The organism is Spirillospora sp. CA-128828, assembly GCF_050945415.1.
In the GTDB taxonomy this organism is placed as follows: Bacteria; Actinomycetota; Actinomycetes; order Streptosporangiales; family Streptosporangiaceae; genus Spirillospora.
This window is the reverse complement of sequence record NZ_CP191986.1, coordinates 274733-300008: the sequence shown is the minus strand read 5'-3', so window position 1 is coordinate 300008 and position 25276 is coordinate 274733. Positions and strand designations below refer to the sequence as shown.

Genomic DNA, 25276 nt, shown 5'->3' with positions numbered 1-25276 from the left:
AGGGGCAGGGCCTTGAACGGCGGTACACCGGACCCGGCGGACCCCGGGATGACCGTTGGGGAACGAATCAAGTTCTATCGGCGTCGCCGCGGCATGACCCGGGAAGTGCTCGGCGGCCTCGTCGGCAAAACCGGCCGGTGGGTCAAGGCCGTGGAGTCCGGGCAGATCCAACAGCCCAAACTGCCGGCGCTGCTCGCCCTCGCCGAAGCACTCAAAGTCCGGGACATCGCACAACTCACCGGCGGGCAGTCGATCCCGACGAGCACGTTCCGCGGCCCCGGGCATCCCGCCCTTCCGGCCGTCCGCGACGCCGTCAACGCCGTCACGGTCCCGCTCACCGGTCCGCCCGCACGCCTGGACTACCTCCAGGCCCGCCTAGATGCCGCGTGGCGGGCCCGGCACGCCGCACCCGATCACCGCACCGTGCTCGGAACGCTGCTCCCGGAGTTGATCCGCGACGCCAAACACGCCGTCCGCAGCTACGACGGCACCGACCGGCGCCGGGCCCTGGCGATCCTCGCCGGCGTCTACAACTTGAGCCAATTCTTCTGCGCATATCAACCCGATAGCGGGCTGCTGTGGAGGGTCGCCGAACGGTCCATCATGGCGGCCGAGGAGAGCGAAGACCCCTACGCGTTCGGTGGCGCCGTGTGGCTCCTCGCCCAGGCGCACCGTGACGCCGGCGACTTCGACGCAGCCGAGTCCGTCAACCGGGAGGGCCTGGACGTCCTCCGCCCGCACATGGACGGCGCCGGCGACGACCTGACCGGCATGTGGGGCGCCCTGCACTTCGAGGCCGGATACACCGCGGCCCGGTCCGGGCAGCGCGGCACCGCGTGGCGGTGGTGGGAGGACGCCGACCGCATCGCCCGGACCCTGCCCGCCGCGCACTATGACCCGATGACGTCGTTCTCGCGGGTCATCATGGGCGCGCACGCCGTCACCCTGGCTGTGGAGCTCCGGCAGGGCGGCGAAAGCGTGAAGCAGGCCAAGCGTTCCGCCGCGGCGGCGATCCCGTCCCAGCCACGCAAAGGCCGGCACCTGATCGAGACGGCACGCGCGTGGCAACTCGGCGGCGACCAGGCGGCCGAGCTCGGCACCCTCAAAGACGCCTACGTGACCGCACCCGAGACGATCCGGTTCAACTCGTATGCGCGGCGCATGGTGCTGGAGCTCACCGACGGGCCCGCCGCGCTCCGCAGGGACGCCCACGACCTCGCCGACCGCATCGGGATCCTGGTGTAGGGGACATGAACCATGTCCCTTCCCCGCGGCGTTCGGGGCGAGTCTGTGGCACATGACACAGACGGGATCGCTGACCGGCACCGATGACGAGATCAAGGACGCGCTCCGCGATGAGTTCCCGGCCTGGTCGATCATCCGAAGTGATCGGGGCCGATGGTGGGCAAACCGGGGCCCGCTCGTGTCGGAGACGCTGTCGGAGCAGGCGTGCGTGGACGCCGATTCCGCCGAGGAACTCCGCGACAAGATCCGCGAAGTGGAGTCCCAATGAGCGGGGGGAGGGACGGCAGCGAACACCTGACAGGTGTGCCAACCCGTAGCGCTGCCGTCCCAAACTCCCCCGTCGACGGGTGGACCGTCTACCGGTCCGGCGAAGGGTTCCGCGCCGTCTGCGACGACGACCAGGCCCTCACCGTCGAACACCCCGCCCTCTCCGTCCTCGCCGACGCGTGCCAACGAATCAGCGACCCGACCGCGCAGCCGAAGATCACGCCCGTGAGTGGACCGGGCGGCGGCATCAATGTCTGACAGCCCGTATGAGGTGATCGGGCACTTCGGTGCCTGGATCCTCGTCCGGTCCGGGACGCAGGAGATCGTGGGCTGCTTCTACGCCAAGGACGGTGAGCCGGGCTGGTACCGCGGCCACACCCGCGGCGTCGTCAAAGAGGTGTTCCTGCCGGGCGACGTTGACCCCGTGGACGTCGCCCGCAGGTTCCTCGACTGAACTCCGCGGCCCCGGGTCAGCGCAGGCACGCACCCGGGGCCGCGGCATGTCAGCACTGATGCGCCCAATGCCCCTCACGACCACGCGCACACCGCCCCGCCCCGTGATACAGCCCCACCTCGGCCGCCCACTCATCCAACGCCTCCCGCGGATCGGGACTGTCCGCCACACCCACCGGCGCCGGCAAACCCAACTCCGCTGCCAGCCGCTTAAGCTCACCGAGCGAACCCCCACCCTCCCGCGGCAACCCAAGCATCAGGCCGTACCCGGCGATGATGACCAGCCCCACCGCGCGCTCAACCCCGTCCGGGGCCGCCTCCTTACGCCTCACGCGGCACCCTCCCCGCAGCCACCTCAGCGACCGACACCCCAGGCAGCCACCCATGAGGCGCCGCCCGCGGCGGACGGAACCGCGGCCACCGCTCCGACCGGTGCCGCTCCAACTCCGTGAGCTCCCCACACTGCTGCAGCACCGCCCCCGCCACATCCCGCCGGAACCGCACCACCGCGAACCGGTCCGCCTGCGTACTCGCGATCCCCGGACTATCCAGCCGATACCCCGGACGCATCACCAGCCGCGCCACCCGCAACGCCTCACCGTCATCCCACATGAACGACGGCGCACCCATCGCCTGCCACACCTCCGCAGGCCGCTCAAACGCCCCGTACCCGCGCGTCGGCTCCCGGCGCTTCACACCGCACCCCGCACGCCGTACACGCCCCGCACACCCACCCGCCGCTGCCGGGCGCCCCGCCTCTCGTCGCCCTCCTCACCCGCCGGCAACCGCAGCACGGCCGCCAACCGGGCAAGCGCGATCCGCTGCTGCCTCGCCTCAATCGCCGCCGGATGCACCCGCCTCGCAGCACCGGGCACGATCAGCCCATCCCGCTTCACCTGCTCGGCGAGATCGTCCAGCATGTCCACCGTCCGGACCATCTCCCGGAACAACGCCATCTCATGCTCATCGAGCTCGAACACCGACAGGACTTCAGTCCACAGACGGCGCCCGGACGGGCCCGCATCCTCGGGCACGCTCCGTAGTTGAGAATCGGACATATCGGGCCCTCCATTCGTTTCAGAGGTCAGCCAGGGGGAGCCGCTATATGGGACAGGGTGCCGGTGAGGGGGCCGGGAGGGTCCGGCCCCACTCTCCGTAGTCATCGGTTGGGGTTGATCAGGCCTGGGTGCGGTTCGGGGTCCCGCTTGCGCTTGGGTCGCTTGGCCTGTGATGCTCGGCCCGCATCGCTGGCGGTCTTGTGCCGGTGGTGAGGCCCGCACAGCAACCGCAGGTTGCTGTCCCGTTCGAGTAGCTCAAGCTCAGCTTCGGTCTTGGCCATGAACACGGGAACGATGTGGTCGACGTCGGTTCCTGGTGCGCCGCATCGGGCGGTGCCTTGCGCGTCGGTGGGCCATTGGCAGACGCCGGCGTCACGGGCGATGATCCGCTGACGGGTCCGCTTCCAGTCCTTGGCGCGAGGCTGTGACCTCCATGAGGAGTCGTCTCGCTGCCAGTAGCCGTCAGGCATGTGGTCTCCTCCTCTAGGCCACGTCGGAGAATCGGGGGTCGTCGGCGACCTGGGCGATGCGGTGGTCCTGGTACTTGCCGAGCTCGGTGGGCGCGGACACGAGGTAGGCCGCTTCGCGGGCGAACCGTCCAGAGAGGGACTTGTCTTCGCGGACGTGGTCGACGAGTTCCTTGTAGTCGTCTGCGAGTTCGGGTCGAACCTGGTTGACGTAGGCGACCAGGACGCCGGGCAGGTTGCCGGTGTCGGTGGTCATGGCGATGTCGTGGGCCCGCTCGAACAGAGCCTTCTGCAGGAGCGAGTCGTCGGCCCGGATCGCGGATCGGAGCTCGTCGGCGATGGCGTGCTCGTCGGAGAGCTTGGCTGCGCGTTCCCGGGCGTCGCGGAACGCCGCGGCGCGGGTGGCGGGGTCGTTGCCGTCCTTGCCGGTGGGGGCGAAGAAGCGGCGTTCGAGGGCCTGGCGGCGGGTGGCGCGTTCGGTCTTCTCGGTGTCGCGGAGCTGGGTGAGGCGCTCGCGGGTGTCGACGACGTTCCGGGACATGAGGGTGTCGCGGAGTTCGGCGGTGATCTCGTGGCGGTCGAAGCGTCCGCGGATCTTCTCGATGGTGCGGTCGTGGGCGGCGCGGATCTGTTCGGCCCGGTCGGCGTAGTTCGTGGTCATCGGTGTTCTCTCCTGTGTGTTCGGCGGTGGTCAGGTGTTGCGGTTCCGCTTGCGGCGGTCGGTGACCTTCCAGCCGCCGGCGCGGCCCTCGACCGTGACGGTCTGGTCGAGCATGTCGATGGTGGCCGTGACGTCGCCGGGGAGGTTGATCGTCAGGACGTCGTCGGGGGCGAGGCTGGTCTGCCTGCGGTTCGCGGTGCGGTGGCGGGTCTCGTTGGGGGTGGCCATGTGGTGGATCCCTTCTGTGTGGTTATGCGGCGGTCTGCCAGTAGCGGCAGTTGGCGCAGACGCCGGCGGCGTGGATGAGGACGCCGCAGGCGACGGTGAACGGGTAGATGGGGTCTGTGTCGTCGCCGGCGACGATGTGGCCGCAGGCGTCGCAGGTGCGGTCGGCTTCGGAGTCGGTGCCGATGCCGAGGAGGCGTGTGCAGTGCCCGCAGACGATGAGGCCGGGTTTCCACGCCGCGGATGCGACGGGTTGGGGCCGGGACGGGTGCGGGTTGTGGAGGCAGGTGTCTGCGGTGCCGGCGAACCAGCGGACGAGGGTGTCCAGGACGGACAGCCGGATCCATCCGGGGTGTTCGCGGGCGGGCATGTCCTCGGCGTGGTCGACTCGTCCGCGGGCGGCTGCGTTCTGGAGGCCGGTGCGGATCTGGGTAGCGGCGGCTTGGGCTTGGTCGCGGTACCAGGCGGGGAACCGGTCGCCGACTGCGGTGAGGGTTTCGGGGGTGAGGTCGCACAGGATGTCGTCGAGGGCGAGGACGGCGCGGCCGTGGTCGGTGGTCACTGTGGCTTCTCCTGGGTGCGGGTGGCCTTGTTGCGGTGCCGCGCGGCAAGTCCGTAGCGGCGGCGCTCGGACATCTCTTGCAGTCGCCGGCGGCGGCCGTCACGGCGGACCCTGTTCTCCTCCAGCCGGGCGGCGAGGCGGGCTTCTACGGCGTCGCGTAGATCGCGCTCCATGTCCGTCATGTCGCGGCGCCTTCCTCGATCCCGAGAGCTTCCCAACGGGTGCGAGGCGCCATCTTCCGGGCGTGCGTCAGGCAGTAGACCCCGTGCTCGTACCGGAGTGCGGACTCGCGACACCCGGTCATCTCACAGACGTCGACCTCAGGTTGGCCCGACAATAGAGAGGACCGCGACTCAAGCGACTCAAGCGGCTCGCTGAGGGGCTCTTGGGCCTCGCTGAGACGCGCTGAGTCGCTTGAGTCGCGGTCTTTCTTACTGTCGGTCTCGTTTTCCTCGCCGGGGTCCTTGAGCGTGATCCCGGCATAGGTCCGGACCTGCTTGCCGTCGATCCGGGGCCGGATCATCCGTACCTGCGGCGCGACCGCTTGCAGGTTGCGTCCGAAGATCTGCTTGGACCCGGCACTTCCGCGGCCGTTGTCCTCGCACCAGACCTTCCACGATGCCCAGATCAGATCAACGGTGACCTGATGGCCCGCACCGGTAAGGCAGCAGTCCCGGACGAACGCGCTCGTCGGCGAGGCGATGTCCTTCATAGCGGTCACGGCCTCAACCGACGACCCCGGCTCGCTCAGCCGCCCTTGCTCGTTCAGCCGGTCGAGTCCGTCCAATGCCCAGTTCAGGATCCCGCCGAGCTCAGCAGACAGCTTCCCTTCAAGCCCGGTGTCTTCTCTACCGAGCCACGATTGGGTCATGGTGAGGACGATGAACCGGTGCGCGATCACCCCGGACGCGTCACCGAATTGCGGCATCACGTTGGACAGGATCAGGAAGCGTGTCGGGAGGCGCCCGGTCCACGCGGGCTTGTACTTACGGTCGACCTCGACGCGGTCCTCACCACTGATAGTGAGCAGGCGTTCTACTACCTGGTTGCCGGTGTTCCCGGTGAGCCGGGCGTCGGAGATGATCGCGAAAGGCTTCCCGATCAGCGACGCCATGCCGAAGTTCGTCGCCAGGCTGGCCATGGTCGGTCCAGCGACGTTGCCGGCGCCGAGAAGGGCCGTGAGGGTCCGGCCGATCGTGCCCTTCCCCGATCGGGACGGCCCGAGCACCATGAGGATCTTGTGCAGGTGCGTCCGGCCGGACAGCACGTATCCGAAGTACTCCTGCACAGTCCGGATCGAGGCAATCGCGTCGGCGTCCTCGGCCTTGCCCTGCTCATCCTCGCGGCCTGTCGTGGGCCACAGTTCCGCCAGGAACTCCAGCCATTGCGTGGGCCTGGTCGCCGCGGCGTCGTAGTCGAACGGGACGCTGACCAGGTTGAAGTACGCCGGGGTGAGGTCGAGAAGCTGGCGGTCCGACAGCCTCAGCAGGCCATTACGGCACGCCACCAGCGGACTCCGCCCCTCCCCACCAGAGCGCCCGATCCATGCCGGCGCCTGTACCGCTTCGGGGAGGTGGCAGATAGCTGCCATGGCCTCCATGAGGTCGGAGATCTTCCGCTTGTTCGGCGCCCACGCTCGTAGCTCGACCGTGTCGCACCTGTTCTCGCCCTTGCCCTTGGTGACGATCTGGGCGTACTTCGCGTGCTCCAACCGGCGGTACAGCGTCGAGCGGATCTCACGGTCCTCGATCTCAGACCAGTGCGTCCGTTCCCACCGCATCCACGCTCCGCACCAATGCCGCAACGTCGAGACGCCATCGTGCTGCCAGGACTTCAAGATCTGGCGAGCGACCGCCATCGGGTTGGACGGCGCGGGCAGCGTCTCGGGATCAGGCTCAGTGTCCGGTGACGGCTCAGCCGGCGGCGGGGGCGTGTCGCACTGGCAGTAGTCCGGAGCGACCTCCCCGCACGTCGGGCACTTCGGAGGCTCCTCGAAGACGAGCTTCAAAGGGTTGGTCACGGGGCCTCCCTGGGCTTACTTGGCAGCCCGAACTGCTCGCGGGCACGGCCGCGGAGCTCGGCGAGGCGCTCGGGGGTGTATCCGGGGTAGCGGCGGGCCTGCAGCGTCATGAGCCGCGGGATGTTGCGGACGCTCTCGGCGACCGGGCGCCAGGCGCGGGCCATGTCTTCCTCGGCCTGGGCGTATCCGACGTCGACGCCGTGGGCGAAGAACAGCGCGGCAGCCTCCCGGTAGCCGGCGTTCCACGACTCCCGGTCACGTTCGGCCTGGTCGCCGATCTCAGCGACGAGCACGGCGGCCTTCTCGACGAGGCCCCGGAATGTGTCTGGCGTGTCGGTTACGCTGACGGTGGTCCTGGTGGGGGCCGAATCATGTGGGCGGCGCGCAACCTTGGCGGGGGGCGCGCCGTTCGGCATTTCGCTCACGCAGCCTCGCCCCCGCGCTGCTCAGTACGCAGACGCTCGACATGCTCTTTGAGCGACTCGACGACGACCAGTCGCTTGCGGCCGTGCTTGACCGACTCCAGTTGTCCGCTCGCGATCAGTCGCTTGATCGTTTCCCGGCCGACGCCGAGGATCTCGGCGGCGGTCGGGCCCTCCCAGTTCTTCTGCGGGGAGAGTGGCACTAGCAGGGGTTCCATCCCGAATCTCACCTCAGGACATGGAGACATGGGCACGTGGAGAAGTTGAAAATCCACGATCCTGACGCCCCCACGATAGGACCACTCAGAGCCGTCTGCAACCGTCCAGATCTTGAAAGAGCCAAGAAATCCCGTACCGTAGGGAGGCGTGACAGCACCCACTCCGATGAAGATCGAGCATCTGATCGGCCGCAACCTCGCCGAGTTGAGGCGAGAACGAGGCTGGAAGCAGTCGGATCTGGCCTGGCGGATGCAGACGATGGGCTTCAAGTGGACGCCCAACCACGTGACGCAGATCGAGACGCATCGCCGGGCCGTGTCGCTCCTTGAGGTGACTGCCCTCTCGTGGGTCTTCGAGGTGCCGATCCTGCGGTTCCTGTCTGGCACTGAAGACATAGAGATGCCGGACGAGAAGACCGTCGTGCCGCTGACTCACGTCCGTGCGGCACTCTCTGGCGATGTGTCTGTACAGCAGCAGGCGCGTGCAGACAGCGACGTCGAACGGTCGAATCTTGAGGAGGTCCGCAAGATCGCTAGGACGCTCGAAATCGAGCCCCGCATGCTTGATTGGCTGGCGCGGGAGATGTTCGATCGGCCGTTCAGCGAGGAACGTGACGCAAGGGCCGGCGACCTGTCGTATCTCCCAGAGCGGTCCGCGCGGTCCAAGCGTGGCCACATGAGCCGGACGATGACCGCCGAGGTGAGGGACTTCATCGACCAGCACGGGCTAGAGAAGCTGACCTCAAAGTATCGGCAGTACCAGCGGGACAAGCACGAGGAAACGGTCTCCCGCCTCAAGGCGATGCAGAGAGAGCGCGACGTTGACTGACCCGCAGCGGCCGAAGCGGAAGCCGCGAAAGAGGCGCAACCGGGACGCTCGGGCTTACCGCCGGCGCTCTGATGGCAAGTGGGTTGCGGTTGCCTATCTGCCCAACGGGAAGCGGCGGCCGTGCTACGGCGACACGGCCGAAGAGGCTGAGGACAAGCGGAAGCAGCTCTACCGCGAGCTAGAAGAGAATCAGCCGATCACCGTGGGGCGAACTGACACGTTAGGCCAGTTCCTCACTGGCCCATGGCTCAAGGTCATCCTTCCGCAGCGAGTTGAGGCCGGTCGACTGGCACAGAGCACGCTCGACAGCTACATGGACATGGCGGAGCGGCACATCGTGCCCGAGCTCGGCAAGGTGAAGCTCGTAGAGCTCAGCACGTTGCACGTTCAGGCGTGGATGCTGACCCTGTCGCAGAAGAAAAGCGGCCGGGCCCGGCGAAAGCTGCGACCTGGGGAGGACAAGCTCCCCGAGCCTGAGAGGCTCTCGGCGCGGACTATCGCCTACTGCCATGCGATCCTGCGAAAGGCTCTCAACGACGCCATGAAGGCGAAGCTGATCAGCGGAAACGTGTGCGCTGACGTTGAGCCACCACGCGTCGAGAAGAAGGAAGCCCGAGCACTCACGAAGGATGAGGCGCGGAAGCTTCTCGCCGCCGCGGCCGATCACCGGCTCTCGGCGTATTGGCTGGTCGTGCTGGCGTTGGGTTTGCGCCGCGGCGAGGGGCTCGGCCTGCATTGGATGGATTTCGACCTTGAGGCCGGCACGGTCAGGTTGCGGCTGAGCGTTCAGCGGCTCCGCGGCGAGAGGAACCCGGAGACAGGAAAGCACCGCGGGAAGCTGGTGGCGAAGGGGCTCAAGACCGACGCGTCAAAGGCCACGATCAAACTTCCCGCCTACGTGGTCGAGGCGGTCAAGCTGCACCGCAAGCAGCAGAGCGCTGAGCGCCTCGCCGCCCGCGTGTGGGCGAATGACGATCTGGTGTTCACGACGACGATCGGGACCGCCCTTGAGCCGAGGAACGTCAACCGCATGTGGCACGAGCTCTGTGACAAGGCCGGCGTCGAGCGGTGCCGGATTCACGATCTGCGGCACGCGTGCGGGTCGTTCCTGTTCGCCGATGGCGTCGACCTCAAGGTGATCCAGGGAGTGCTTCGGCACACCCGCCTTGCCACCACCAGTGAGGTGTACGTCCACCTGCTCGACGAGGTGCGAGACAAGGCAGCGGACACGATGCACGGGCTCCTGGTCGACCTCACGCGGAGGGACGACGAGACAGGATGAACCCCCTTGCTATTCGTAGTCGGCCGTCATACGGTGTATGACATGAGCGAACGGCGACCTACCTCCATCCGACTCACAGCGGCGCAAGAGCAGGCGCTCGACGAGATCGGCAAGCAGGAGGACCGGGACCGCTCATGGCTGATCCGGAAGGCCGTCGACGAGTTCATCGAGCGGCACCGCGAGGCCGAAAAATGAGCGCGCTGCTACACGGATTGCTACAGAAACGATCAGGGCGCCCCCTGAGATCAAGGGACGCCCTGGTCAGACAATGCGCACCCGAAGGGATTCGAACCCCTAACCTTCTGATCCGTAGTCAGATGCTCTATCCGTTGAGCTACGGGTGCCTGCCGGAGCTACTGTACCGGCTCTACGGGGTGTCGGCGAATCGGTTCTCGGGACGGGCACGGAGACGCCAGGGGTGTGACTTGAGTCACGGAACCCTTTGTGGCGGTGTTGCGCCAAAGGGGTGATTGAGACGGGAGTGACCTGCGAGTCTTGAGCCCGTCCATGCCCAACCCCCTGAAGGAGAATCCCCATGCGCATGTCCGCCACCAAGCTGGTCGGCGTCCTCGCCGTCGGTGGCCTGATGCTCGGTTCCACGGGCTGCGGCGCGGTCGACGCTATCGCGGGCGGGAAGAAGAAGACCGCCTGCAAGAACATCGAGACGGAGCTGCGTAGCTTCTCCACCAGCGGCATGTCGATGACGACGCCGAGCGGCGCCTCGGCGACCGCGCAGAAGTTCTCGGACACGGCGTCCAAGGTCCGGTCCGAGGGGCAGAACGCCGGCGGGGACGTCGAGACCGCGGCGACCGCGTTCGCGGGCGACCTCGACGAAACGGCGTCGATGCTGCGGCAGGTGCAGTCCGGCAGCACGTCCCCGCGCCAGCCCGACCTGGCGGGTATGCGGCAGCACGGGAACGACCTGGCCAAGGCCTGCGGGTTCACCGGCTTCTCGCTGGGCGGCTGACGACCCCGATCCGCTCCCGCGGCCCCGGGAGCGGGACGCCCGACGGCGTTTCCGACTATGCTGTCCAGGCCGCAGGTCAGACTTTGCCGGGTGACTCACCGAACCGGTAACCTGTCCTGAGCCTGATGGCTACTGGAGGATTCGCCTAGTCCGGTCTATGGCGCCGCACTGCTAATGCGGTTTGGGTGCAAGCCCATCCGGGGTTCAAATCCCCGATCCTCCGCCACTAACCAGCGGTTTCCTCGATCTCGTGCGGGTCGAGGAGGCCGCTGGTTTCGCGTTGGGGGCCGACGCGACGGGGGACCACGGCCGCGGCCGCCTCGGCGGCTTCCTCGAAGACCTGTAGGACCACGGCCGCGTAGACATCGTCCCGTCATACAGGTGGTCGATCTTGTGACCAGCCAGACGGGCAAGGGCTGCGTTCAGGACAATTACCGCCTGCCGCCCGTCCAGACGCGTGCGTGCGACTTCCAGCTTGAGCGGCCTGGGCACCAAACCGCGCACATCGAAGAAGTTCAGGCAGCCCTCATACCGCTCATCGGTTTCGGACGAAGCGCTGATCACGCGCGGGTTGAGCAGCACAAGCCGTTCAGCGTCCGGGGGCCGGGTGGGGCGATGAAGGCGGCGGTGCGGTCGAGCCTGACCTGCGTCGCACGGAAGGTCTTGACGGGACCTAAACCGTGATCGATGATCAAGGTCACTTCGCGGCGGCGGCTTCTACAACCGGTCCCGCCCATAAGCGGTTCGGGGGCGAAGGAGGCATGACATGCCCGCACTCAAAATGGCGGCCGCACTCATGACGGCGGCCCTGGCCACGACCGGCACAGTGGCCCTCAGCCCCGGGACGGCCTCGGCGGCGGACTGCGACGATTTCGAGACGCCGATCTGGCTCAAGACCTACAACAAGGCCCCGATCAGAAAAGGTCCCGCCAAGCACTGGGAGGTCGTCGCCTGGGTCCGCGCCGGCACGCGGCTGGCCTCCGACGGCGCCTGCATCAACAGCTCCGGCAACAAGTGGTTCCGCATCTACTACCCGCACACCGGCTGGATCTACTCCGGAAGCGTGTATCAGATCTGAACTCTCCCCATCGCCACAGGTGTAACAGTGTGGGTCGCTCTCCCGCCTCGACAATCCGCAGGGGAAGACCGTCCTCGCCATCGCGACAGGCCACCTGAGTGACGAGAGTTTCACCGAGTCCGTCGAAATGCCCGGTCTGGCGCGCCTGCACCAGGAAGCGTGAGAGTGGAAGTCCTTGCTGGCAGTGCGCGGCAGCGTCCGGCGACAGATCAAGTGCCGGTGGGCGGGCAGCGTGTAGTGCTCGGCAGACAGGGAAGGTGACGGCCAGATCCGAAGTGACCAAGGGGTGTGTTCATACCTCAGGCCTCCCCGTGAGGGGAGGGCTCGGATATCACGCACTCAGCGAACTGCTGTGGCAGGTCGCCGTTTGCTGCGCAGCACCAGGTGGACATTGAATGCGGTGATCACAGCGAGTGCGGCCAGCCCCAGCCAGAATCCGAGACTGACCTCTACCCTGATTCCGAGGTTGTCGAAGAATTTCGCAACTTCGGCTGGCGGCATAGTCGACGGCATTGGCAGAAACTCATGCCCTAGTACGTCCAGCGACTTCGAGGCCCACAGCCCGGTCGCTGCCAGGAGTCCACCGGAGACCGTCGCTGTAACGGCGGCGACGAAGCCCTGCTTCTGCGGACTGCGTGCCAGGACGGTACCCGCACCTACCACAAGCATGACGAGCAGGGCGACTGGGAGAACGCGGACCGACGCGGGAAACGTGTTCGCTTCAGTGGCGATGTTCCAACCGGTGAACCCTTCATCGACTATCCGTTTCAATTTCGGATGTCCTGACCCCGCGCTAGTGGCAATGCACGGCACGAACAGGAAGATCAGCAGAACAAGCACGAAACCAATCGGATTGACCAGCCGTGTCACCACCCGCTCAAGGGGAACCGATGCATGTTTCTGTATGTCGGTCATCTGCTGGACTATAGCCAGGTTAGCCGGGACCGGTCCCTGAATCGCCAGTACCGGCGCACCACGTGACGGGGGTTCCTACAGGGACCAGGGGGAGCCAGACACGCACGATGGGTTGATCATTCCGGAGTCGGCAGGCGATCCCGGCGGCTTTTATGCGGTCCACTGGCAGTGCCCAACGCTCCCTGCCACACCTATCGTCATCAATTAAGACTGATCAGTGGGCTGGAGTTGTCCGGACACCCTCTCCGTGGCACGTGGGCCTTGACGCGATGCTGTCGCGCCCCGGCGACGGGTTTCCGGGCGCTTGTCGGCCGGAAGTACTCAGGAAGCTGGTTGTGGGTCGGCTTTCCTTGCCCTGCTGGTACTGGCACTGGTCACCCACCTGAGGCGATCGGGGACCAGGCGATGCGGCGGACGGTGACGATTTGCCGCAACCGCGCCCGGAGGCCCGGCTGGCTTCGATCATGCGGTGACGGCCCGGCGTGGGGTGTCTCGGTGGTCGGGTCGGTGCGTCCTCTACCGGGGGCGTAGGCCGTCGAGGATTAGCTGGGCTATGTGTGCTGCGCGGTCGCGGCTGGTTTCTGCGCCGGCGTGGCGGATCGCGGCGAAGGCGCCGGCTACCAGCGCCATCACCTCGTCGACGGTGACGTCGGTGCGCACGGCGCCGGCCGCGTGGGCGCGATCGAGCAGGTCGGCGACGTGGCGGGTGAGATCCGCCGCGACATCCGGGGCGGCCGTGCGCAAGTCGAACTCGGCGGCCACCAGCGCGCTTTTCACCGCCACGTTCTCCGCGCCGTTGGCCATCATCCGTGACAGCAGCGTGAACAGGGCCGCGGGGTCATCGGTGGCGACCAGTGTTTCCGCCTCTGCCGCCAGTTGCTTGATCTGATCGATCGCGACGGCGAGATACAGCGCTTCCTTGGCCGGGAAGTGCCGGTGGACGGTGCCGGGGCCGACGCCAGCGCGCCGGGCGATCTCATCGAGGGAGACGCCGAGACCGTCCGTCGCGAACAGCTGCTGCGCGGTTTGAAGGACACGCTCGCGGTTGCGGCGGGCGTCTGCGCGCAACTCGCGGTCGCCGCGCGTCGCGGGTGCGGGGTCACGTGGCTGGCTGGTCATGTCGGACTCAGCATAACCGGGGCGCAGCACCGTATAGTGTGACTTGTAAGCGGGGCGCCGCACCGGTTATGAGGGGCGACGCACGAACCCGTCCACCGGCCACGAGGAGAGCACGTCGATGACCACACGCGAGGACGCCGGCGCCCTGGTGCGGCGGATGCAGGAGTGCTTCAACAGCCGGCGGTTCGACCAGGCCGCCGACCTGCACACTCCCGGCTTCTTCAGCCATCCGCTCGGCACCGCCGGATTCGAGGCCGGGAAGGACGCCTGGCGCACGCTCACCACCCGGTTCCCCGGCATCCGCGTCGTCGCCCAGGACATCCTGGTCGACGGCGACAGGGCCGCCGTCCGCTCGACCGTCGAGGGGATCGCCACCTCGGACGGCGACGCGCAGCCGATGCTGTTCGAGATCTTCCGCATCGAGGACGGCCGGTTCGCGGAGATGTGGGGGGCCAGTGCGGGATTCCCGTCCTCAGCCAGCCCCGAAGACTTGCTCAGCTAACTCCGAGAATGAAGGCGCGGCGGGGCGCGGCCGGGCATGACAGGACGTGTCCCTTCACGGCGGGCACCCTCCGGAAACGCGGGGCATGGAGCTGCCGGCCGTCCTGGCCTCGATCGCCGGTGTGCTCGGGCTGGTCGTTGGGGTGGGGCAGTTGCGGGTCGCGGTGCCGGCCCGCCGCGACGTCGGGCGCACCCGGCGTCGGCATGTCGACCGTCGCCCTGTGCGCCGCCGCCGAGGCGCGCAGGCGCGGCCGGCCGGTGTGGTTGGTGAACGCCTCGGACGCGGAGTCCTTGCGCGGCGGGGTTCTGGAGATCCTGCACCAGATCGATGCACCGGAAGCGGTGGCCCGGGCGGTCCGCGAGGGGACGGCCACCGCACCGGATCGGGTCTGGGAGGTGCTGTCAGGGCGACGAGGGCTGCTGGTGCTGGACAACGCGGACGATCCTGGCGTGCCGGCTGCCGGCGACGCTTCGGCACCGGCCGACGGCACCGGGTGGATCCGGCCCGGCGGCGGGCTCATGGTCCTGGTGACGACACGTCACACCGATGCGAGCACCTGGGGAGCGTGGGTCCGGATGCGGGCCTTGGGAACCCTTGACGACGCCAGCGCGGCGGCAGTGCTCCGCCGGGCCGCCTCTCAGGTGGACGATCCCGGCGGCGAGGCATTGGCGTTGGCGAGGCGGCTCGGGGGCCCGCCCTTGGCGCTGCACCTGGCGGGCGCTTACCTGGCGGCCCCGTTCGCCCGGTGGCGCAGCTTCGCCGGCCCGTGCCGGCCTGTCGGCGGCCGCTCGTCTCGGCGCCGAGCATCCTCTGACGTTGCGCACCGGTGCCACCATGGCGCGCGCGATCGCCGCACAAGGTCGCCACAGCGAGGCCACGGCGATGTTCGGTGACCTCCTAGACGTCATGCAGCGCGTCCTCGGCGACTCCCACAGCCTCACCACCGAGACACGCGAGGAACTCACCAGGCTGAGAAGTCGATCGTGACCCTGCCACCGGCCGTGCAGGCGCTTCCTAGACTCGGCCCCATGCTCAGACTCGGATTCCCGGTGATTGGTGTGACCGACGTTCCCCGTGCCGTGGCGTTCTGGACATCCGCGCTGGACCTGGTGCCCACGTCAGAGTGGGAGAGTGCGACCTGGAGAACACTGGAGCACGCGAATGGGTCGGGACGTGCACTTGGACTGATGCGCAGCGAGTCGCCTGCGCAGACGCATCCGCGAATCCATCTCGACCTGCTGGTGGACACGACGGCCGAGCAGGAAGCCGAGGTTGAGCGTCTGATCGGGCTTGGTGCCAGCAGGCTCGCCTGGGACATGTACCCACCGGATCCTGACTTCGTGGTGCTCGCCGACCCGGACGGCAACGCTTTTTGCGTCGTGGATCTGGGCCGAGCACCGTCCGGCACCGCCTGACGCCCGGCGGGCGCTCCGCGGAACGGCACCCGAGTGTCGGGAGGCTGCTCTACCGTGAGGGCGCATGGTTGATCATGCCCCCGCGCTCCGCGACGAGAACGTTCTGGTCATCCCCGACCCGTGGCTGGAGGATCTGATCCCCCGGCGCGGGGGCCTGGTCCCGGTGCCCGAGACCGAGCCGCGTGCGGAGGCGCACGCCACGGTGCGCGAGAGCCTGGAGGCCGCCCGGACGGTCGTCCGCAGCGTGCTGGAACACCGGGGCACCGTCGCCGAGCTGGCCGAGGTGGGCCTCGCCTACCTGAAGGGCGAGGCGACCCCGCTGGGGGCGGCGGTGGTCGCGCGGGTGGAGACGATGGCGCGGCTGAAATCGCGCTATGCCCAAGACGCCGACTGGACCGACTTTCTGGTGGCCGAGCACGGGCTCACCTTCGCCGCCTGCACGTTCGCCGAGATCGAGGGGATCTGGGTCTGGGGCGACGGCGGGATGACCGTCCTCGATGAGGAGCCGGGCTACGTCCTGCGCGGGACGGACGATCTGGACCACGCCCACTGGGTGCCGCGCGGCGCTGGCTTGCGGATGCGGGCGCTGCTGGCCGCGGCGGAGGACGATGCCCGCGCCGCGGCCGTCGAGGCGCTGGCCGGGCTCCGCACGGATCCGGTGAAGCGGCTGATCACGTCGTTCCTGGTGCCGGACGGCACGGAGTGGGTGGACGAGTGCTGCGAGGAACCACCGAAGCGGCAGTCCTACACGACTTCGGCCGGAGCCAAGCTGCTGTGGTGGTCGCTGGGTACGGCCGAGCAGGTCGAACGGCTCGGTGACTGGGCCGTCCTCGGAAGCGGCGAGTGGTCTCCCGATGTGCTGTACACCGTGATCGACGGGCTGGGTGAGGCCGCGGCGCCGGTGCTGGCGCGGTCGCTCGACGGGGACGCGGAGCCGAAGGACCGGCGGCGCATCGTGGACGCGCTGGCGCGGATCCCGGGCGACGAGGCGTTCCAGATCATGGGCGGCTGCCTCGACAAGGTGAACGTCCTCCCCGCGATGGAGGCGATGATCGAGCGGTTCCCCGTCCGGGCGCTGCGGATCCTGCCGGAGCTGAGCACCGGTACCTCCAAGCGGTCGGCGCTGGCGGCCGGGCTGCTGAACGCGCATCTTGAGGCGCACCCCGGCCTGGTCGAGACGGTGGAACTGAGCGCGCGGACCCGGGCCGCGCTCGACGCCGTCCAGGCGAAGCGCGTGGCCGAGGCGCCCGAAGACCAGGTCCCGAAAGCCCTGCGGAAGGGCGGAAAGAAGGGGGCACCCGGGTGGGCGCCTCCGGCGGCGATGCCGCAGATCCTGCTGCGGGGCCGGGAACACGCGCTGCCCGCGGCCGCGACCGGTCACCTGGTCGAGGAGCTGGGCAAGGCGAGCCCGCGACGCGCGCCGACGCAACGCCTGAGTGATGCGCTGGACGCACTCGACTCCGGGTCGCTGGCCGAGTTCGGCTGGAGCCTGTTCGAACGTTGGCGCGTGTCCGGTGAGGCGACGCGGATCGGCTGGGCGCTGGCGCAGCTGAGCTGGACCGGCGACGACGAGATCGCGCGGCGGCTGGGCGGGATGGCCCGTTTCTGGCCCGGCCAGGACGGGATCCAGCTGCCGCTGAAGGCACTGGACGTGCTGTCCGGGATCGGCACCGACGTCGCGGTCATGCAGCTGCACCTGGTCGCGGAGAAGGCCCGGCCCAAGCGGCTCAAGAAGAAGGCGGGGCAGCTGCTGACCGAGGTGGCCGACGACCGCGGCCTCACGATGGACCAGCTCGGCGACCGGATCGTCCCCGACTTCGGCCTGGACGCCGACAGCGGCATGACGCTCGACTACGGGCCCCGGTCGTTCACGGTGGGCTTCGACGAGCAGCTGAAGCCGGTCGTGTTCGACGGCAAGGGCACGCTCCGCAAGACGCTGCCCAAGCCGGGCGCGAAGGACGACCCGGAGGCGGCGCCCGCCGCGCACCGGACGTTCACCGGCCTGAAGAAGGACGTCCGGACGGTCGCCACCGACCAGATCCTCCGGATGGAGCGGGCCATGGCCGAGCAGCGGCGATGGACGACCGAGGACTTCCGGCGGCTCTTCGTCCGCCACCCGCTGCTGTGGCACCTCGTCAGGCGCATGGTCTGGCTGCACGACGGGGACGGGACCACGGCGTTCCGGATCGCCGAGGACCGCACGTTCGCCGACGTGAACGACAAGGCCCTGGCGCTGCCCGAGTCCGGCGAGGTCCGGATCGCCCACCCGGTGCACCTGGGGGATGGCGTGGCGGCCTGGTCCGAGGTCTTCGCCGACTACGAGATCCTGCAGCCGTTCCCCCAGCTCGGCCGTCCCGTCCACGCGTTCACGGACGAAGAAAGCGCCGGCAACCGGCTCGACCGGGTCGTGGACGTCGTGGTCGGCGTCGGGAAGGCGCTGGGCCTGGAACGCCATGGCTGGACGCGCGGCACACCCGAGGACGCGGGCGTCCAGCACTGCCTGACCCGGTACGTGGCGGGCCGCACGGTCGTGCTGGACGTGAGCCCGGGCTTCCCGGTCATGTCCCCTGCCGAATGGCCCGAGCAGACCCTCGGCCTCGTCTGGATCGCCGAATCCGAGGCGTCGGATTTCCGCACCTCAAAGGCGACGTTCGGTGAACTGGACGACGTCGACGCCTCCGAGCTGCTCCTGACGCTGCAGACGCTGGCCGACTCGGCGGACAGCACATGAGCGGGTGACCCGCCGAACCACTCAGGGCGTCTTCTGGCGCTCCTCGTCCAGCCGCCGCGCGATGTCCGCCCGCAGCGCCTTCTTGTCGATCTTTCCGAGCTTGGTGGCGGGCAGCGCGTCCACCGTGACCACGCGGTCGGGGAACTTGAAGCGCGCGACCTCCGCCCGCTCCATGGCGTCGTGCACATCGTCCAGCGCGATGTCGCGGTCCGGTTCGGGAACGACGTACAGGCAGACGCGTTCGCCCAGGTCGGCATCCGGCATCGCGACGGCGGCGGCCTGCGTCACGCCGGGCACCCGGTAGGCGAGGTTCTCGATCTCCTCGGCGGAGATGTTCTCCCCCGCCCGGTTGATCATGTCCTTGTCGCGGCCCTCGACGACGAGGTTGCCGTCGGGACGCAGCCGGACGATGTCGCCGGTGCGGTACCAGCCGTCCGGGGTGAAGGCGCGGGCGTTGTGCTCCTCAGCCCGGTAGTAGCCGCGCGGGGTGTAAGGGCCGCGTGTGAGCAGCAGGCCGGGTGTGTCGCCGGGCACGGGCCGGCCCGAGTCGTCGACCACCAGGATCTCGTCGGCGGGGCACATCGGACGTCCCTGCGTGGTGCAGATGACGTCGTCGGGATCGTCGAGCCGGGTGTAGTTGAGCAGCCCTTCCGCCATGCCGAAGACCTGCTGGAGGGTGCAGCCGAGCGTCGGCCGGACGCGGAAGGCGACCTCGTCGGCGAGACGCGCGCCTCCGACCTGCAGCACGCGCAGCGAGCCGAGGTCGCGGCCCGGGTCGGCGTGCCGGTGGTCGAGCCAGCGCTGGGCGATGGCCGGGACCGCGGCCGTGGCGGTCACCCCCTCGCGCTCGATCGCGGCGAACGCGTCCGCGGGGCGAGGCGACCCCATCACGACCCGGCCACCGCACAGGAGCGTGCCGAGCAGACCCGGGCAGGCCAGCGCGAAGTTGTGGGCGAGCGGCAGTGCCGCGTAGTAGACCGTGTCCGGCCCGAAACCCGACACCTCGGCACTGCGCCTGGCGTTGTAGACGTAGTCGTCGTGGGTGCGGGCGATGAGTTTGGGCAGTCCGGTGGTGCCGCCCGACAGCAGGAACAGGGCCACCGACCGGCTGCCGGGACGGTACGCGTCCACGGTCGCCCGCGCCGCGGAACCTTCCGGCGGAGAGCACAGCGCGTGCAGGTCCACCGCGCCGGGAGCCGTCGGCTTGCCCAGCACCAGCAGATGTCTCAGAACCGGATTGTCCCGCTGGATCTCGGTGGCCATCGCCTGGTGGTCGAAGTCTCGGAGCACGTCCGGAACCGCGATCGCGACCGCCTCGGCGTGCTCGGCGAGATAGGCGATCTCATGCCTTCGGTGGCCGGGCAGTGCCATCACGGGGATCACCCCGAGGCGCAGGCAGGCGAACGTCAGGACGGTGAACTCGATGCTGTTGGGCAGTTGCAGGACGATCCGGTCGTCCAGCCGCAGCCCGAGTTCGGCCAGCCGCACGGCGGCGGCGTCGGCGCTTTCGGCGAGTTCCCGGTAGGTCAGCCTGCGCCCGTCCTCGACGAGGGCCACCGCGTCGGGACGGGTGTCGGCGACCGGGAGCAGTTCGTCGCCGATGGGCCGGCCCTGCCAGTAGCCCTCCTCGACGTAACGCCGGGCGTCGTCCTCCGGCCACGGGACGGCGTGCTCACGTGTCGGACTCGGCCGTGCTGGTTCAGGCCGTGCTGATTCAGGCCGTGCGAGTTCAGGCATTGTCGTTCTCCTCTCGGCGGACGACGACGGCGTCGAGGGCGACGAGGCCGTCGGAGGTGAGCCGCAGCGGATTGATCTCGATCTCGGCGACGCCGGGACTCGCGACCAGCGCGCCGGACAGGGCCGCCACCAGCGCTCCGAACTCCCGCCGGTCCAGGACCGGGCCGCCGCGCCAGCCGTCCAGCAGCGGGCCGGCCGCCAGGTCGTCCGGCATGGCGGCCGCGTGCGCGGGGGCCACCGGCGCGAGCCTGATCGCGACGTCCGCGAGCGCCTCGGCCGCGGTGCCGCCGAGGCCGGCGAGCACGACGGGGCCGAACACCGGGTCCCGGCGGACGCCCACCACCAGATCGACGCCCGCCGGCGCCATGGCCTCGACGAGGACGCGGTCGGCGCCGATGGCGTCCAAGGCGGTGTCGAGGGCGGCCGGGGTCCGGACGTCCAGGTGGACTCCGCCCGCTTCCGTCTTGTGCAGGATCTCGGCGTCGAGCACCTTCACCGCCACCGGTGCACCGAGGTCGGCGAGCGCCTGGTGCGCCTCCTGCCGCGAACCGCAGGCGCGGCGTCGCGGAGTGCGGATGCCCAGCGTCTCCAGGAAGGTCTTGGCGGCGTGCTCGTCGAGCGGGCCGGGCGGCAGCGGGCGTCCGGGCGACGGCTCCGTGTCGTGCCGGGCGCGCAGCCGGGCGTCGGCCACCAGCGCCCGGACGGCGTTCGCCGCTGCCGTGGGGGTCGTGACCGCGGGAACGCCGAGCTTGTGCAGCCGGGCCCGCTCCTCGCGCACCTCCTCGTCCGGCCCGCCGACGGCGATCACGGCGGGGATCGCGGACGGCAGATCCGCCGCCTGCGCCGCCGCGACCAGGTCCACACTGCCCGGCTCCATCAGCGCGTACACCGCGAGCAGGTCGATCTCCGGATCGGCGGCGACCGTCTTCAGCAGAGCGGGGAACGTCTCGCCGGGACGGCCGGTGTCCACGGGGTTGCGCTGGAACGTCAGCGGTGGCAGCAGCCCTCCCAGCTCGGTCCGCGTGCCGGAGGAGAGCTCGGGGACGCGGACACCGGCGGCGCCGACCCGGTCGGCCAGAATCAGTCCGGGCCCGGCCTGGGCGGTGACGATGCCGACGCCGGGGTCGGCTGCCGGGCGCAGCCGCACCCTCGACAGCACTGTGACCGCGTCGACGAGTTCGCGTTCGTCGTCGACCACGACGGCTCCGGCGTCCCGGACGGCGGCGCGGGTGGTCCGCCACGAGGTGGCGAGGGCGCCGGTGTGGGAGCGGGCGAAGTCCCCGACGTCCGTCCGGCCGACCACCAGGGCCGCGACCGGTTTCACCGCCGCCAGCCGCCGCAGCGCGGCGACCAGGCGCGGCCCGTCCGGAACGGACTCCAGGTGAAGCGCGACCGCCGTGGTCTCCGGGTCGTCCGCGAGATGGTCGAGGACGTCGGCGGCGGTGACGTCCAGGCCCGCGCCGATCCCGACCCCGAGGCTGATCCCGCTGCCGGCGCCCGCGAACTCGAACGACAGGGCATGGTTGACCCCGCCGCTGGCCGCGACGACGGCGACGCCGCCGGGCGGCACCAGGGCGGCACCGGGCACGAAGCTCGCCGTCAGGCCACGGCCGGGTGCGAGGAAACCGGAGGTGTTGGGCCCGAGGAGCCGGACGCCGGTCTCCTCGGCGACCCGCCGCAGCGCACGCTCGGCCTCCTCCCCGGCCGGGCCGATCTCGCCGAAGCCGCCCGCGCAGACCAGGGCGGCGCGGCAGCCGGCCGCCGCGGCCTCGGCGAGCGCGTCCGCACAGGCCGCCGCCGGAACGCAGAGCACGGCCAGGTCCAGGTCGGCGCCGGTGTGCGCGCGGGCCTGCGCTACGGACGCGAAGACGCCCGCCGCCAGGTCGGGGTTACGGGAGTTGACCAGCGCGCGGGTGCCGGGGAAGGCCGCCAGCGAGCGCGCCATCGCCGCGCCGAGTTTGGCTCCCCGGCGGGAGGCGCCGATCACGGCGATCCCGGACGGGGCGAACAGGGGGGTCAGGTCACCGTTCACGCGGCCCGCCCCCCGGCCGGCGAGCCGACGAGGTCGGCCCGGCCGGACAGCAGCAGCGTCTCGGCACGGTCGTCGTCCAGGGAATCCTCCATGATCAGGGCCGGGATGCCGTGTCCCAGCCGGGCCTGCTCGGCGACCAGCACGCGGGTGAGGGGCGTCCCGCCGTGCACGGCCGCCAGCGGGGGCGGCCCGACGTCCACGGCGGCGGCGAGGCGCGCGAACGTGCCGGGCAGATCGGACTCGGTGTCCGGCGCGGCGAGCCACAACCCGTGGCCGGCCGCCGCCGCGCCGTCCCGCAGGGGCACCTGTGCACCGCCTGGCAGGGTCGCGACGGCGCCGTCCGATGTGGCGTCGATCGTCACCCGGCGTCCGGTGGACGTGTGCGCGCCGACCGTCAGCAGCGAGTGGAGCGGCGTCACGCCGTGCCGCTTCCGCCAGTCGGCCTCGACCTCGGCGACGAAGCCGGGGTCGCGCTGGGCGAGCTTGGACTTCCCGATGCTGCGGGACAGGAAGTGGAAGGCGAACTGGAGCGGATCGAAGGCGTCGTGATACCGGCCGAAGTGCTCCCACCAGGCCAGGCTCGGGCGCGCCGAGTTCTGGATCTTCTCCACCGGCGGCTTGCGGGCCGCCTCGTAGGCCGCCAGCGCGGATTCGAGGTCGCCGGGGTGCTCGGTGAGGCCGGCGGCCAGCGCGATCGCGTCCTCCATCGCCATCTTCGTGCCCGAGCCCACCGAGAAGTGGGCGGTGTGCACGGCGTCGCCGAGCAGGACGACGTTGCCCGAATGCCAGCGGTGCGCCCGCCGGGTACGGAAGTTGGCCCAGCGCGAGTTGTTCACCAGCAGCCGGCGCCCGCCGATCTGCTCGGCGAACAGGTCCTCCAGGTAGCGCCTGGTCTTCTCGTCGCTCGGGCCGGGCGGGCTCGCGACGTCGAACTCGTCCAGCCCGGCCGCCCGCCAGGTCTCCTCGTCGGTCTCCACGATGAACGTGCTGACGTCCTCGCTGATCGGGTACCCGTGGACGGCGAACACCCCGTGGGGACCGCGCTCGTGGACGAAGGTCAGCCCGTCGAACATGTAGTCGGTGCCGAACCAGATGAACTTCGCGGACGCGACATCGACGCGGGGGCGCAGTTCGGCGGCCAGGCTCTCCCGGAAGCGCGAGTTGGCGCCGTCCGCCGCCACGATCAGGTCGTGGCCGGGCAGGTCCTCCGGGCCGGAGATCTCCGTGCCGTAGCGCAGGTCGACGCCGACCTCGGTGGCCCGGGCCCGCATGAGGGCGAGCAGCGTCCGGCGGTGGATCGCCGCCATGCCGTTGCCGCCGCAGGTGATCCGCTCGCCCTTCAGGCGCACCTCGATGGGATCCCAGTGCCGCCCGTGGCCTGCCAGGGCCTCTCGCAGCACCGGGTCGGCCCGGTGGATGTTGGCGAGGGTCGCGTCCGAGAACACCACGCCGAACCCGAAGACGTCGTCCGGCCGGTTGCGCTCGAAGACCGTCACCTCCGCCGACGGGTGGGCCTGCTTGATCAACGTGGCGAAGAAGAGCCCGCCGGGGCCGCCTCCCACGCACGCGATCCTGGAGTCCATGGGGTACCTGCCTCCTGTTGACGATCCCCGTACTGTCATGCCGGCAACCGGCTGCTTCGCCGGACTTTGCCGGGCTTTGGGACGGCCGCCCGGTGCCGGGCGGCCGTCCGCGCGCGTCAGGCGGGCTGCCGGGCGCCCGCCCTGGACGGCACCGCGCCCGCCGCCTTCTCCTTCGCAGGCAGGAACAGCACCAGGGCGACCCCCAGCGTGGCCGGGATCGCGAAAGCGTAGAAGTTCCAGGAGACGTCGATGTCCGCCGCCAGCAGGTAGCCGCCGAAGGTCGGCCCCAGGATGGCGCCGAGGCGTCCGATCCCCAGGGTCCAGCCGAGCGCGGTCGCCCTGATCTCCGCCGGGAAGTGCATGGCCACATAGGCGTTGATCATGATCTGCGTGCCGACCGTGCCGAAGCCCGCGACCGCGACGAGCACGTACATCAGCGGTTCGGCCGTCGCGAAACTGAGCAGCGTGATGGAGACGGCGGCGGTGAGGAACGCGGACGCGGTCACGGGCTTCATGCCCAGCCGGTCCCCGAGAGGCGCGACGAGGACGGTGCCGACCACGGCGCCCGCGTTCATCACGACGAGGAACAGCAGCGAGCTGGACAGCGGGAAGCCCGCGGACTTCATGATCTGGGGCAGCCAGGTATTGAGGCCGTAGACCAGCAGCAGTCCGAGGAAGCTGGTGAGCGCGAACAGCAGGGTGGGCATCAGGTGGCGGCGTTCGAACAGCGCGGTCACGCCGAGCCGCCGTGGCGGGACGGCAGGGCCCTCGGACCCGGCCAGCTCTTCCGGGGGGTGTGGGGGGTCGTCCCCCCACCCGAGATCGGCTCGCTTCGGCTTCTCGTGGCGGCCCCGCGCGGCCAGGAAGCTCTCCGACTCCGGCAGCAGCCGCCAGAGCACGGGCACGAGCAGCAGCGGGGCGGCGGCCGTCCAGTACATGACGCGGAAGCCGTACTCGGGCATGAGGTTCATGGTCAGCACGGCGGCCAGCACGCCGCCCACCGAGTATCCGGAGAACATGATCGCGTTGTTGAGGCTCCGCCGGTCGGCCCGCGAGTGCTCGGCGGTGAGCGCGACGGCGGTCGGCATGACACCGCCGAGCCCGAGCCCGGCGATCATCCGGAACAGGCCGAACCAGGTGGGGCTCGGGGCCAGCGCGCAGCCGATCATGGCGAGGGAGAACCAGGCGACGCCGATCATCATGACCTTGCGCCGTCCGATGAGGTCGGTGACGGTGCCCGCGACCAGCGCGCCGACGAGCATTCCGATCAGCGCGTAGCTGCCGATCGCGCCCGCCTCCGTCTTGGTCAGGCCCCAGTCGCGGTACTCCAGCAGGCCGGGGAGGGTGGCGCCGTAGATGATCAGGTCGTAGCCGTCGAAGACGATCACCGCGAAGCACAGTGCCGTGACGGTCAGCTCGGTGCGCCGGGTCGTTCGCGCAGGTGGTGGGCTCATGCCGGCTCAGTCCTCCGGGGCCGGGGATGGGATG

The 25276-nt window shown here is 69.7% G+C and carries 29 protein-coding genes and 2 tRNA genes; 14 read left to right on the top strand and 17 right to left on the bottom strand.

The features are described from left to right. The first annotated feature begins 48 nt into the window (after positions 1–48). From ACQPXG_RS01705 to ACQPXG_RS01690, 4 genes are read left to right on the top strand one after another with little or no spacing between them, the layout of a single operon-like run. Positions 49–1245, top strand: coding sequence for a helix-turn-helix domain-containing protein (locus tag ACQPXG_RS01705; protein ID WP_433465810.1), 1197 nt, complete (start codon positions 49–51; stop codon positions 1243–1245). Between the two features lie 52 nt (positions 1246–1297). Next, positions 1298–1513 (top strand): hypothetical protein, encoded by a 216-nt coding sequence (locus ACQPXG_RS01700; protein WP_433465809.1) that lies wholly within the window; start codon positions 1298–1300, stop codon positions 1511–1513. A gap of 35 nt (positions 1514–1548) precedes the next feature. Next, the gene (locus tag ACQPXG_RS01695; RefSeq protein ID WP_433465808.1) at positions 1549–1770 is read left to right on the top strand and encodes a hypothetical protein; all 222 of its coding nucleotides are present in this window, start codon (positions 1549–1551) and stop codon (positions 1768–1770) included. Beyond that, a complete protein-coding gene (locus tag ACQPXG_RS01690) occupies positions 1763–1966 on the top strand; it encodes a hypothetical protein (RefSeq protein ID WP_433465807.1) in 204 nt (67 codons plus the stop codon). The genes ACQPXG_RS01695 and ACQPXG_RS01690 overlap by 8 nt, the downstream gene beginning before the upstream one ends. A 691-nt stretch (positions 1967–2657) precedes the next feature. Here the strand turns inward: ACQPXG_RS01690 and ACQPXG_RS01685 are convergent. From ACQPXG_RS01685 to ACQPXG_RS01645, 9 genes are all read right to left on the bottom strand, one after another. Then, positions 2658–2999, bottom strand: coding sequence for a hypothetical protein (locus ACQPXG_RS01685; protein WP_433465806.1), 342 nt, complete (start codon positions 2997–2999; stop codon positions 2658–2660). 125 nt (positions 3000–3124) lie between these two features. After that, positions 3125–3493, bottom strand: a complete 369-nt coding sequence (locus ACQPXG_RS01680) for an HNH endonuclease (protein ID WP_433465805.1) — start codon at positions 3491–3493, stop codon at positions 3125–3127. A gap of 13 nt (positions 3494–3506) precedes the next feature. Further along, a complete protein-coding gene (locus ACQPXG_RS01675) occupies positions 3507–4151 on the bottom strand; it encodes a hypothetical protein (RefSeq protein WP_433465804.1) in 645 nt (214 codons plus the stop codon). 30 nt (positions 4152–4181) lie between these two features. Beyond that, complete coding sequence (locus ACQPXG_RS01670) at positions 4182–4379, bottom strand: hypothetical protein (protein WP_433465803.1); 198 nt, start codon at positions 4377–4379, stop codon at positions 4182–4184. A gap of 22 nt (positions 4380–4401) precedes the next feature. After that, positions 4402–4938: a hypothetical protein gene (locus ACQPXG_RS01665; RefSeq protein WP_433465802.1), complete on the bottom strand. Its 537-nt coding sequence runs from the start codon at positions 4936–4938 to the stop codon at positions 4402–4404. After that, a complete protein-coding gene (locus ACQPXG_RS01660; protein WP_433465801.1) occupies positions 4935–5120 on the bottom strand; it encodes a hypothetical protein in 186 nt (61 codons plus the stop codon). Before ACQPXG_RS01660 ends, ACQPXG_RS01665 begins: the two co-directional genes overlap by 4 nt. Further along, the gene (locus ACQPXG_RS01655; protein ID WP_433465800.1) at positions 5117–6796 is read right to left on the bottom strand and encodes a DNA primase family protein; all 1680 of its coding nucleotides are present in this window, start codon (positions 6794–6796) and stop codon (positions 5117–5119) included. Before ACQPXG_RS01655 ends, ACQPXG_RS01660 begins: the two co-directional genes overlap by 4 nt. A 158-nt stretch (positions 6797–6954) precedes the next feature. After that, on the bottom strand, positions 6955–7251 hold the full coding sequence (locus tag ACQPXG_RS01650) for a hypothetical protein (RefSeq protein WP_433465799.1): 297 nt from the start codon (positions 7249–7251) through the stop codon (positions 6955–6957). Between the two features lie 128 nt (positions 7252–7379). After that, on the bottom strand, positions 7380–7598 hold the full coding sequence (locus ACQPXG_RS01645) for a helix-turn-helix domain-containing protein (protein WP_433465798.1): 219 nt from the start codon (positions 7596–7598) through the stop codon (positions 7380–7382). Between the two features lie 148 nt (positions 7599–7746). Between ACQPXG_RS01645 and ACQPXG_RS01640 the strand changes: the two genes are divergently transcribed. From ACQPXG_RS01640 to ACQPXG_RS01630, 3 genes are read left to right on the top strand one after another with little or no spacing between them, the layout of a single operon-like run. Next, positions 7747–8427: a helix-turn-helix domain-containing protein gene (locus ACQPXG_RS01640; RefSeq protein WP_433465797.1), complete on the top strand. Its 681-nt coding sequence runs from the start codon at positions 7747–7749 to the stop codon at positions 8425–8427. Then, complete coding sequence (locus ACQPXG_RS01635; protein WP_433465796.1) at positions 8420–9709, top strand: tyrosine-type recombinase/integrase; 1290 nt, start codon at positions 8420–8422, stop codon at positions 9707–9709. Before ACQPXG_RS01640 ends, ACQPXG_RS01635 begins: the two co-directional genes overlap by 8 nt. 42 nt (positions 9710–9751) lie before the next feature. Then, positions 9752–9904, top strand: coding sequence for a ribbon-helix-helix protein, CopG family (locus ACQPXG_RS01630; RefSeq protein WP_433465795.1), 153 nt, complete (start codon positions 9752–9754; stop codon positions 9902–9904). A 76-nt stretch (positions 9905–9980) separates the two neighbouring features. On the opposite strand, the gene ACQPXG_RS01625 is transcribed toward ACQPXG_RS01630, so the two are convergent. Next, positions 9981–10053: transfer RNA gene (locus ACQPXG_RS01625), tRNA-Arg, on the bottom strand. Positions 10054–10244: 191 nt separating this feature from the next. Here ACQPXG_RS01625 and ACQPXG_RS01620 point away from each other — a divergent pair. After that, positions 10245–10676 carry a hypothetical protein gene (locus tag ACQPXG_RS01620; RefSeq protein ID WP_433465794.1) on the top strand — a complete coding sequence of 144 codons (432 nt, stop codon included), beginning with the start codon at positions 10245–10247 and terminating at the stop codon, positions 10674–10676. 134 nt (positions 10677–10810) lie between these two features. Continuing rightward, a tRNA-Ser gene (locus tag ACQPXG_RS01615) sits at positions 10811–10902 on the top strand. Here ACQPXG_RS01615 and ACQPXG_RS01610 read toward each other — a convergent pair. Beyond that, positions 10881–11240, bottom strand: coding sequence for a peptide deformylase (locus tag ACQPXG_RS01610; RefSeq protein WP_433469883.1), 360 nt, complete (start codon positions 11238–11240; stop codon positions 10881–10883). The two genes, ACQPXG_RS01615 and ACQPXG_RS01610, sit on opposite strands and share 22 nt — an antisense overlap. Before the next feature lie 202 nt (positions 11241–11442). Here ACQPXG_RS01610 and ACQPXG_RS01605 point away from each other — a divergent pair, with 202 nt between their 5' ends. Then, positions 11443–11754, top strand: coding sequence for a hypothetical protein (locus ACQPXG_RS01605; RefSeq protein WP_433465793.1), 312 nt, complete (start codon positions 11443–11445; stop codon positions 11752–11754). A gap of 339 nt (positions 11755–12093) precedes the next feature. On the opposite strand, the gene ACQPXG_RS01600 is transcribed toward ACQPXG_RS01605, so the two are convergent. Beyond that, a complete protein-coding gene (locus tag ACQPXG_RS01600) occupies positions 12094–12669 on the bottom strand; it encodes a hypothetical protein (protein ID WP_433465792.1) in 576 nt (191 codons plus the stop codon). Positions 12670–13185: 516 nt separating this feature from the next. Beyond that, positions 13186–13788 (bottom strand): TetR/AcrR family transcriptional regulator, encoded by a 603-nt coding sequence (locus ACQPXG_RS01595; RefSeq protein WP_433465791.1) that lies wholly within the window; start codon positions 13786–13788, stop codon positions 13186–13188. 118 nt (positions 13789–13906) lie between these two features. Here ACQPXG_RS01595 and ACQPXG_RS01590 point away from each other — a divergent pair, with 118 nt between their 5' ends. The 4 genes from ACQPXG_RS01590 (at position 13907) to ACQPXG_RS01575 (ending at position 18436) form a co-directional block, all read left to right on the top strand. Next, on the top strand, positions 13907–14290 hold the full coding sequence (locus ACQPXG_RS01590) for an ester cyclase (RefSeq protein WP_433465790.1): 384 nt from the start codon (positions 13907–13909) through the stop codon (positions 14288–14290). Between the two features lie 203 nt (positions 14291–14493). Then, entirely contained in the window at positions 14494–15183 is a 690-nt protein-coding gene (locus ACQPXG_RS01585) for a hypothetical protein (protein WP_433465789.1), read from the top strand. A 135-nt stretch (positions 15184–15318) separates the two neighbouring features. After that, on the top strand, positions 15319–15705 hold the full coding sequence (locus tag ACQPXG_RS01580) for a VOC family protein (RefSeq protein WP_433465788.1): 387 nt from the start codon (positions 15319–15321) through the stop codon (positions 15703–15705). Between the two features lie 64 nt (positions 15706–15769). Next, entirely contained in the window at positions 15770–18436 is a 2667-nt protein-coding gene (locus ACQPXG_RS01575; RefSeq protein WP_433465787.1) for a DUF4132 domain-containing protein, read from the top strand. 21 nt (positions 18437–18457) lie between these two features. On the opposite strand, the gene ACQPXG_RS01570 is transcribed toward ACQPXG_RS01575, so the two are convergent. The 4 genes from ACQPXG_RS01570 to ACQPXG_RS01555 form a co-directional block, all read right to left on the bottom strand. Then, the gene (locus tag ACQPXG_RS01570) at positions 18458–20173 is read right to left on the bottom strand and encodes a (2,3-dihydroxybenzoyl)adenylate synthase (RefSeq protein WP_433465786.1); all 1716 of its coding nucleotides are present in this window, start codon (positions 20171–20173) and stop codon (positions 18458–18460) included. Beyond that, a complete protein-coding gene (locus ACQPXG_RS01565) occupies positions 20166–22205 on the bottom strand; it encodes an acetate--CoA ligase family protein (RefSeq protein ID WP_433465785.1) in 2040 nt (679 codons plus the stop codon). The genes ACQPXG_RS01570 and ACQPXG_RS01565 overlap by 8 nt, the downstream gene beginning before the upstream one ends. Beyond that, complete coding sequence (locus tag ACQPXG_RS01560; protein ID WP_433465784.1) at positions 22202–23788, bottom strand: FAD-dependent monooxygenase; 1587 nt, start codon at positions 23786–23788, stop codon at positions 22202–22204. Before ACQPXG_RS01560 ends, ACQPXG_RS01565 begins: the two co-directional genes overlap by 4 nt. Before the next feature lie 116 nt (positions 23789–23904). Beyond that, the gene (locus ACQPXG_RS01555) at positions 23905–25242 is read right to left on the bottom strand and encodes an MFS transporter (protein WP_433465783.1); all 1338 of its coding nucleotides are present in this window, start codon (positions 25240–25242) and stop codon (positions 23905–23907) included. Positions 25243–25276 lie beyond the last annotated feature (34 nt).

What these genes read in the sequence shown, in the direction of transcription:
- ACQPXG_RS01560 (WP_433465784.1), bottom strand. Translation starts at nt 23,788, where the DNA reads ATGGACTCCAGGATCGCGTGCGTGGGAGGCGGCCCCGGCGGGCTCTTC.
- ACQPXG_RS01645 (WP_433465798.1), bottom strand. Translation starts at nt 7,598, where the DNA reads ATGGAACCCCTGCTAGTGCCACTCTCCCCGCAGAAGAACTGGGAGGGC.
- ACQPXG_RS01555 (WP_433465783.1), bottom strand. Translation starts at nt 25,242, where the DNA reads ATGAGCCCACCACCTGCGCGAACGACCCGGCGCACCGAGCTGACCGTC.
- ACQPXG_RS01590 (WP_433465790.1), top strand. Translation starts at nt 13,907, where the DNA reads ATGACCACACGCGAGGACGCCGGCGCCCTGGTGCGGCGGATGCAGGAG.
- ACQPXG_RS01690 (WP_433465807.1), top strand. Translation starts at nt 1,763, where the DNA reads ATGTCTGACAGCCCGTATGAGGTGATCGGGCACTTCGGTGCCTGGATC.
- ACQPXG_RS01620 (WP_433465794.1), top strand. Translation starts at nt 10,245, where the DNA reads ATGCGCATGTCCGCCACCAAGCTGGTCGGCGTCCTCGCCGTCGGTGGC.
- ACQPXG_RS01700 (WP_433465809.1), top strand. Translation starts at nt 1,298, where the DNA reads ATGACACAGACGGGATCGCTGACCGGCACCGATGACGAGATCAAGGAC.
- ACQPXG_RS01580 (WP_433465788.1), top strand. Translation starts at nt 15,319, where the DNA reads ATGCTCAGACTCGGATTCCCGGTGATTGGTGTGACCGACGTTCCCCGT.
- ACQPXG_RS01600 (WP_433465792.1), bottom strand. Translation starts at nt 12,669, where the DNA reads ATGACCGACATACAGAAACATGCATCGGTTCCCCTTGAGCGGGTGGTG.
- ACQPXG_RS01680 (WP_433465805.1), bottom strand. Translation starts at nt 3,493, where the DNA reads ATGCCTGACGGCTACTGGCAGCGAGACGACTCCTCATGGAGGTCACAG.
- ACQPXG_RS01570 (WP_433465786.1), bottom strand. Translation starts at nt 20,173, where the DNA reads ATGCCTGAACTCGCACGGCCTGAATCAGCACGGCCTGAACCAGCACGG.
- ACQPXG_RS01630 (WP_433465795.1), top strand. Translation starts at nt 9,752, where the DNA reads ATGAGCGAACGGCGACCTACCTCCATCCGACTCACAGCGGCGCAAGAG.
- ACQPXG_RS01575 (WP_433465787.1), top strand. Translation starts at nt 15,770, where the DNA reads ATGGTTGATCATGCCCCCGCGCTCCGCGACGAGAACGTTCTGGTCATC.
- ACQPXG_RS01670 (WP_433465803.1), bottom strand. Translation starts at nt 4,379, where the DNA reads ATGGCCACCCCCAACGAGACCCGCCACCGCACCGCGAACCGCAGGCAG.
- ACQPXG_RS01585 (WP_433465789.1), top strand. Translation starts at nt 14,494, where the DNA reads ATGTCGACCGTCGCCCTGTGCGCCGCCGCCGAGGCGCGCAGGCGCGGC.
- ACQPXG_RS01605 (WP_433465793.1), top strand. Translation starts at nt 11,443, where the DNA reads ATGCCCGCACTCAAAATGGCGGCCGCACTCATGACGGCGGCCCTGGCC.
- ACQPXG_RS01675 (WP_433465804.1), bottom strand. Translation starts at nt 4,151, where the DNA reads ATGACCACGAACTACGCCGACCGGGCCGAACAGATCCGCGCCGCCCAC.
- ACQPXG_RS01660 (WP_433465801.1), bottom strand. Translation starts at nt 5,120, where the DNA reads ATGACGGACATGGAGCGCGATCTACGCGACGCCGTAGAAGCCCGCCTC.
- ACQPXG_RS01655 (WP_433465800.1), bottom strand. Translation starts at nt 6,796, where the DNA reads ATGGCGGTCGCTCGCCAGATCTTGAAGTCCTGGCAGCACGATGGCGTC.
- ACQPXG_RS01595 (WP_433465791.1), bottom strand. Translation starts at nt 13,788, where the DNA reads ATGACCAGCCAGCCACGTGACCCCGCACCCGCGACGCGCGGCGACCGC.
- ACQPXG_RS01705 (WP_433465810.1), top strand. Translation starts at nt 49, where the DNA reads ATGACCGTTGGGGAACGAATCAAGTTCTATCGGCGTCGCCGCGGCATG.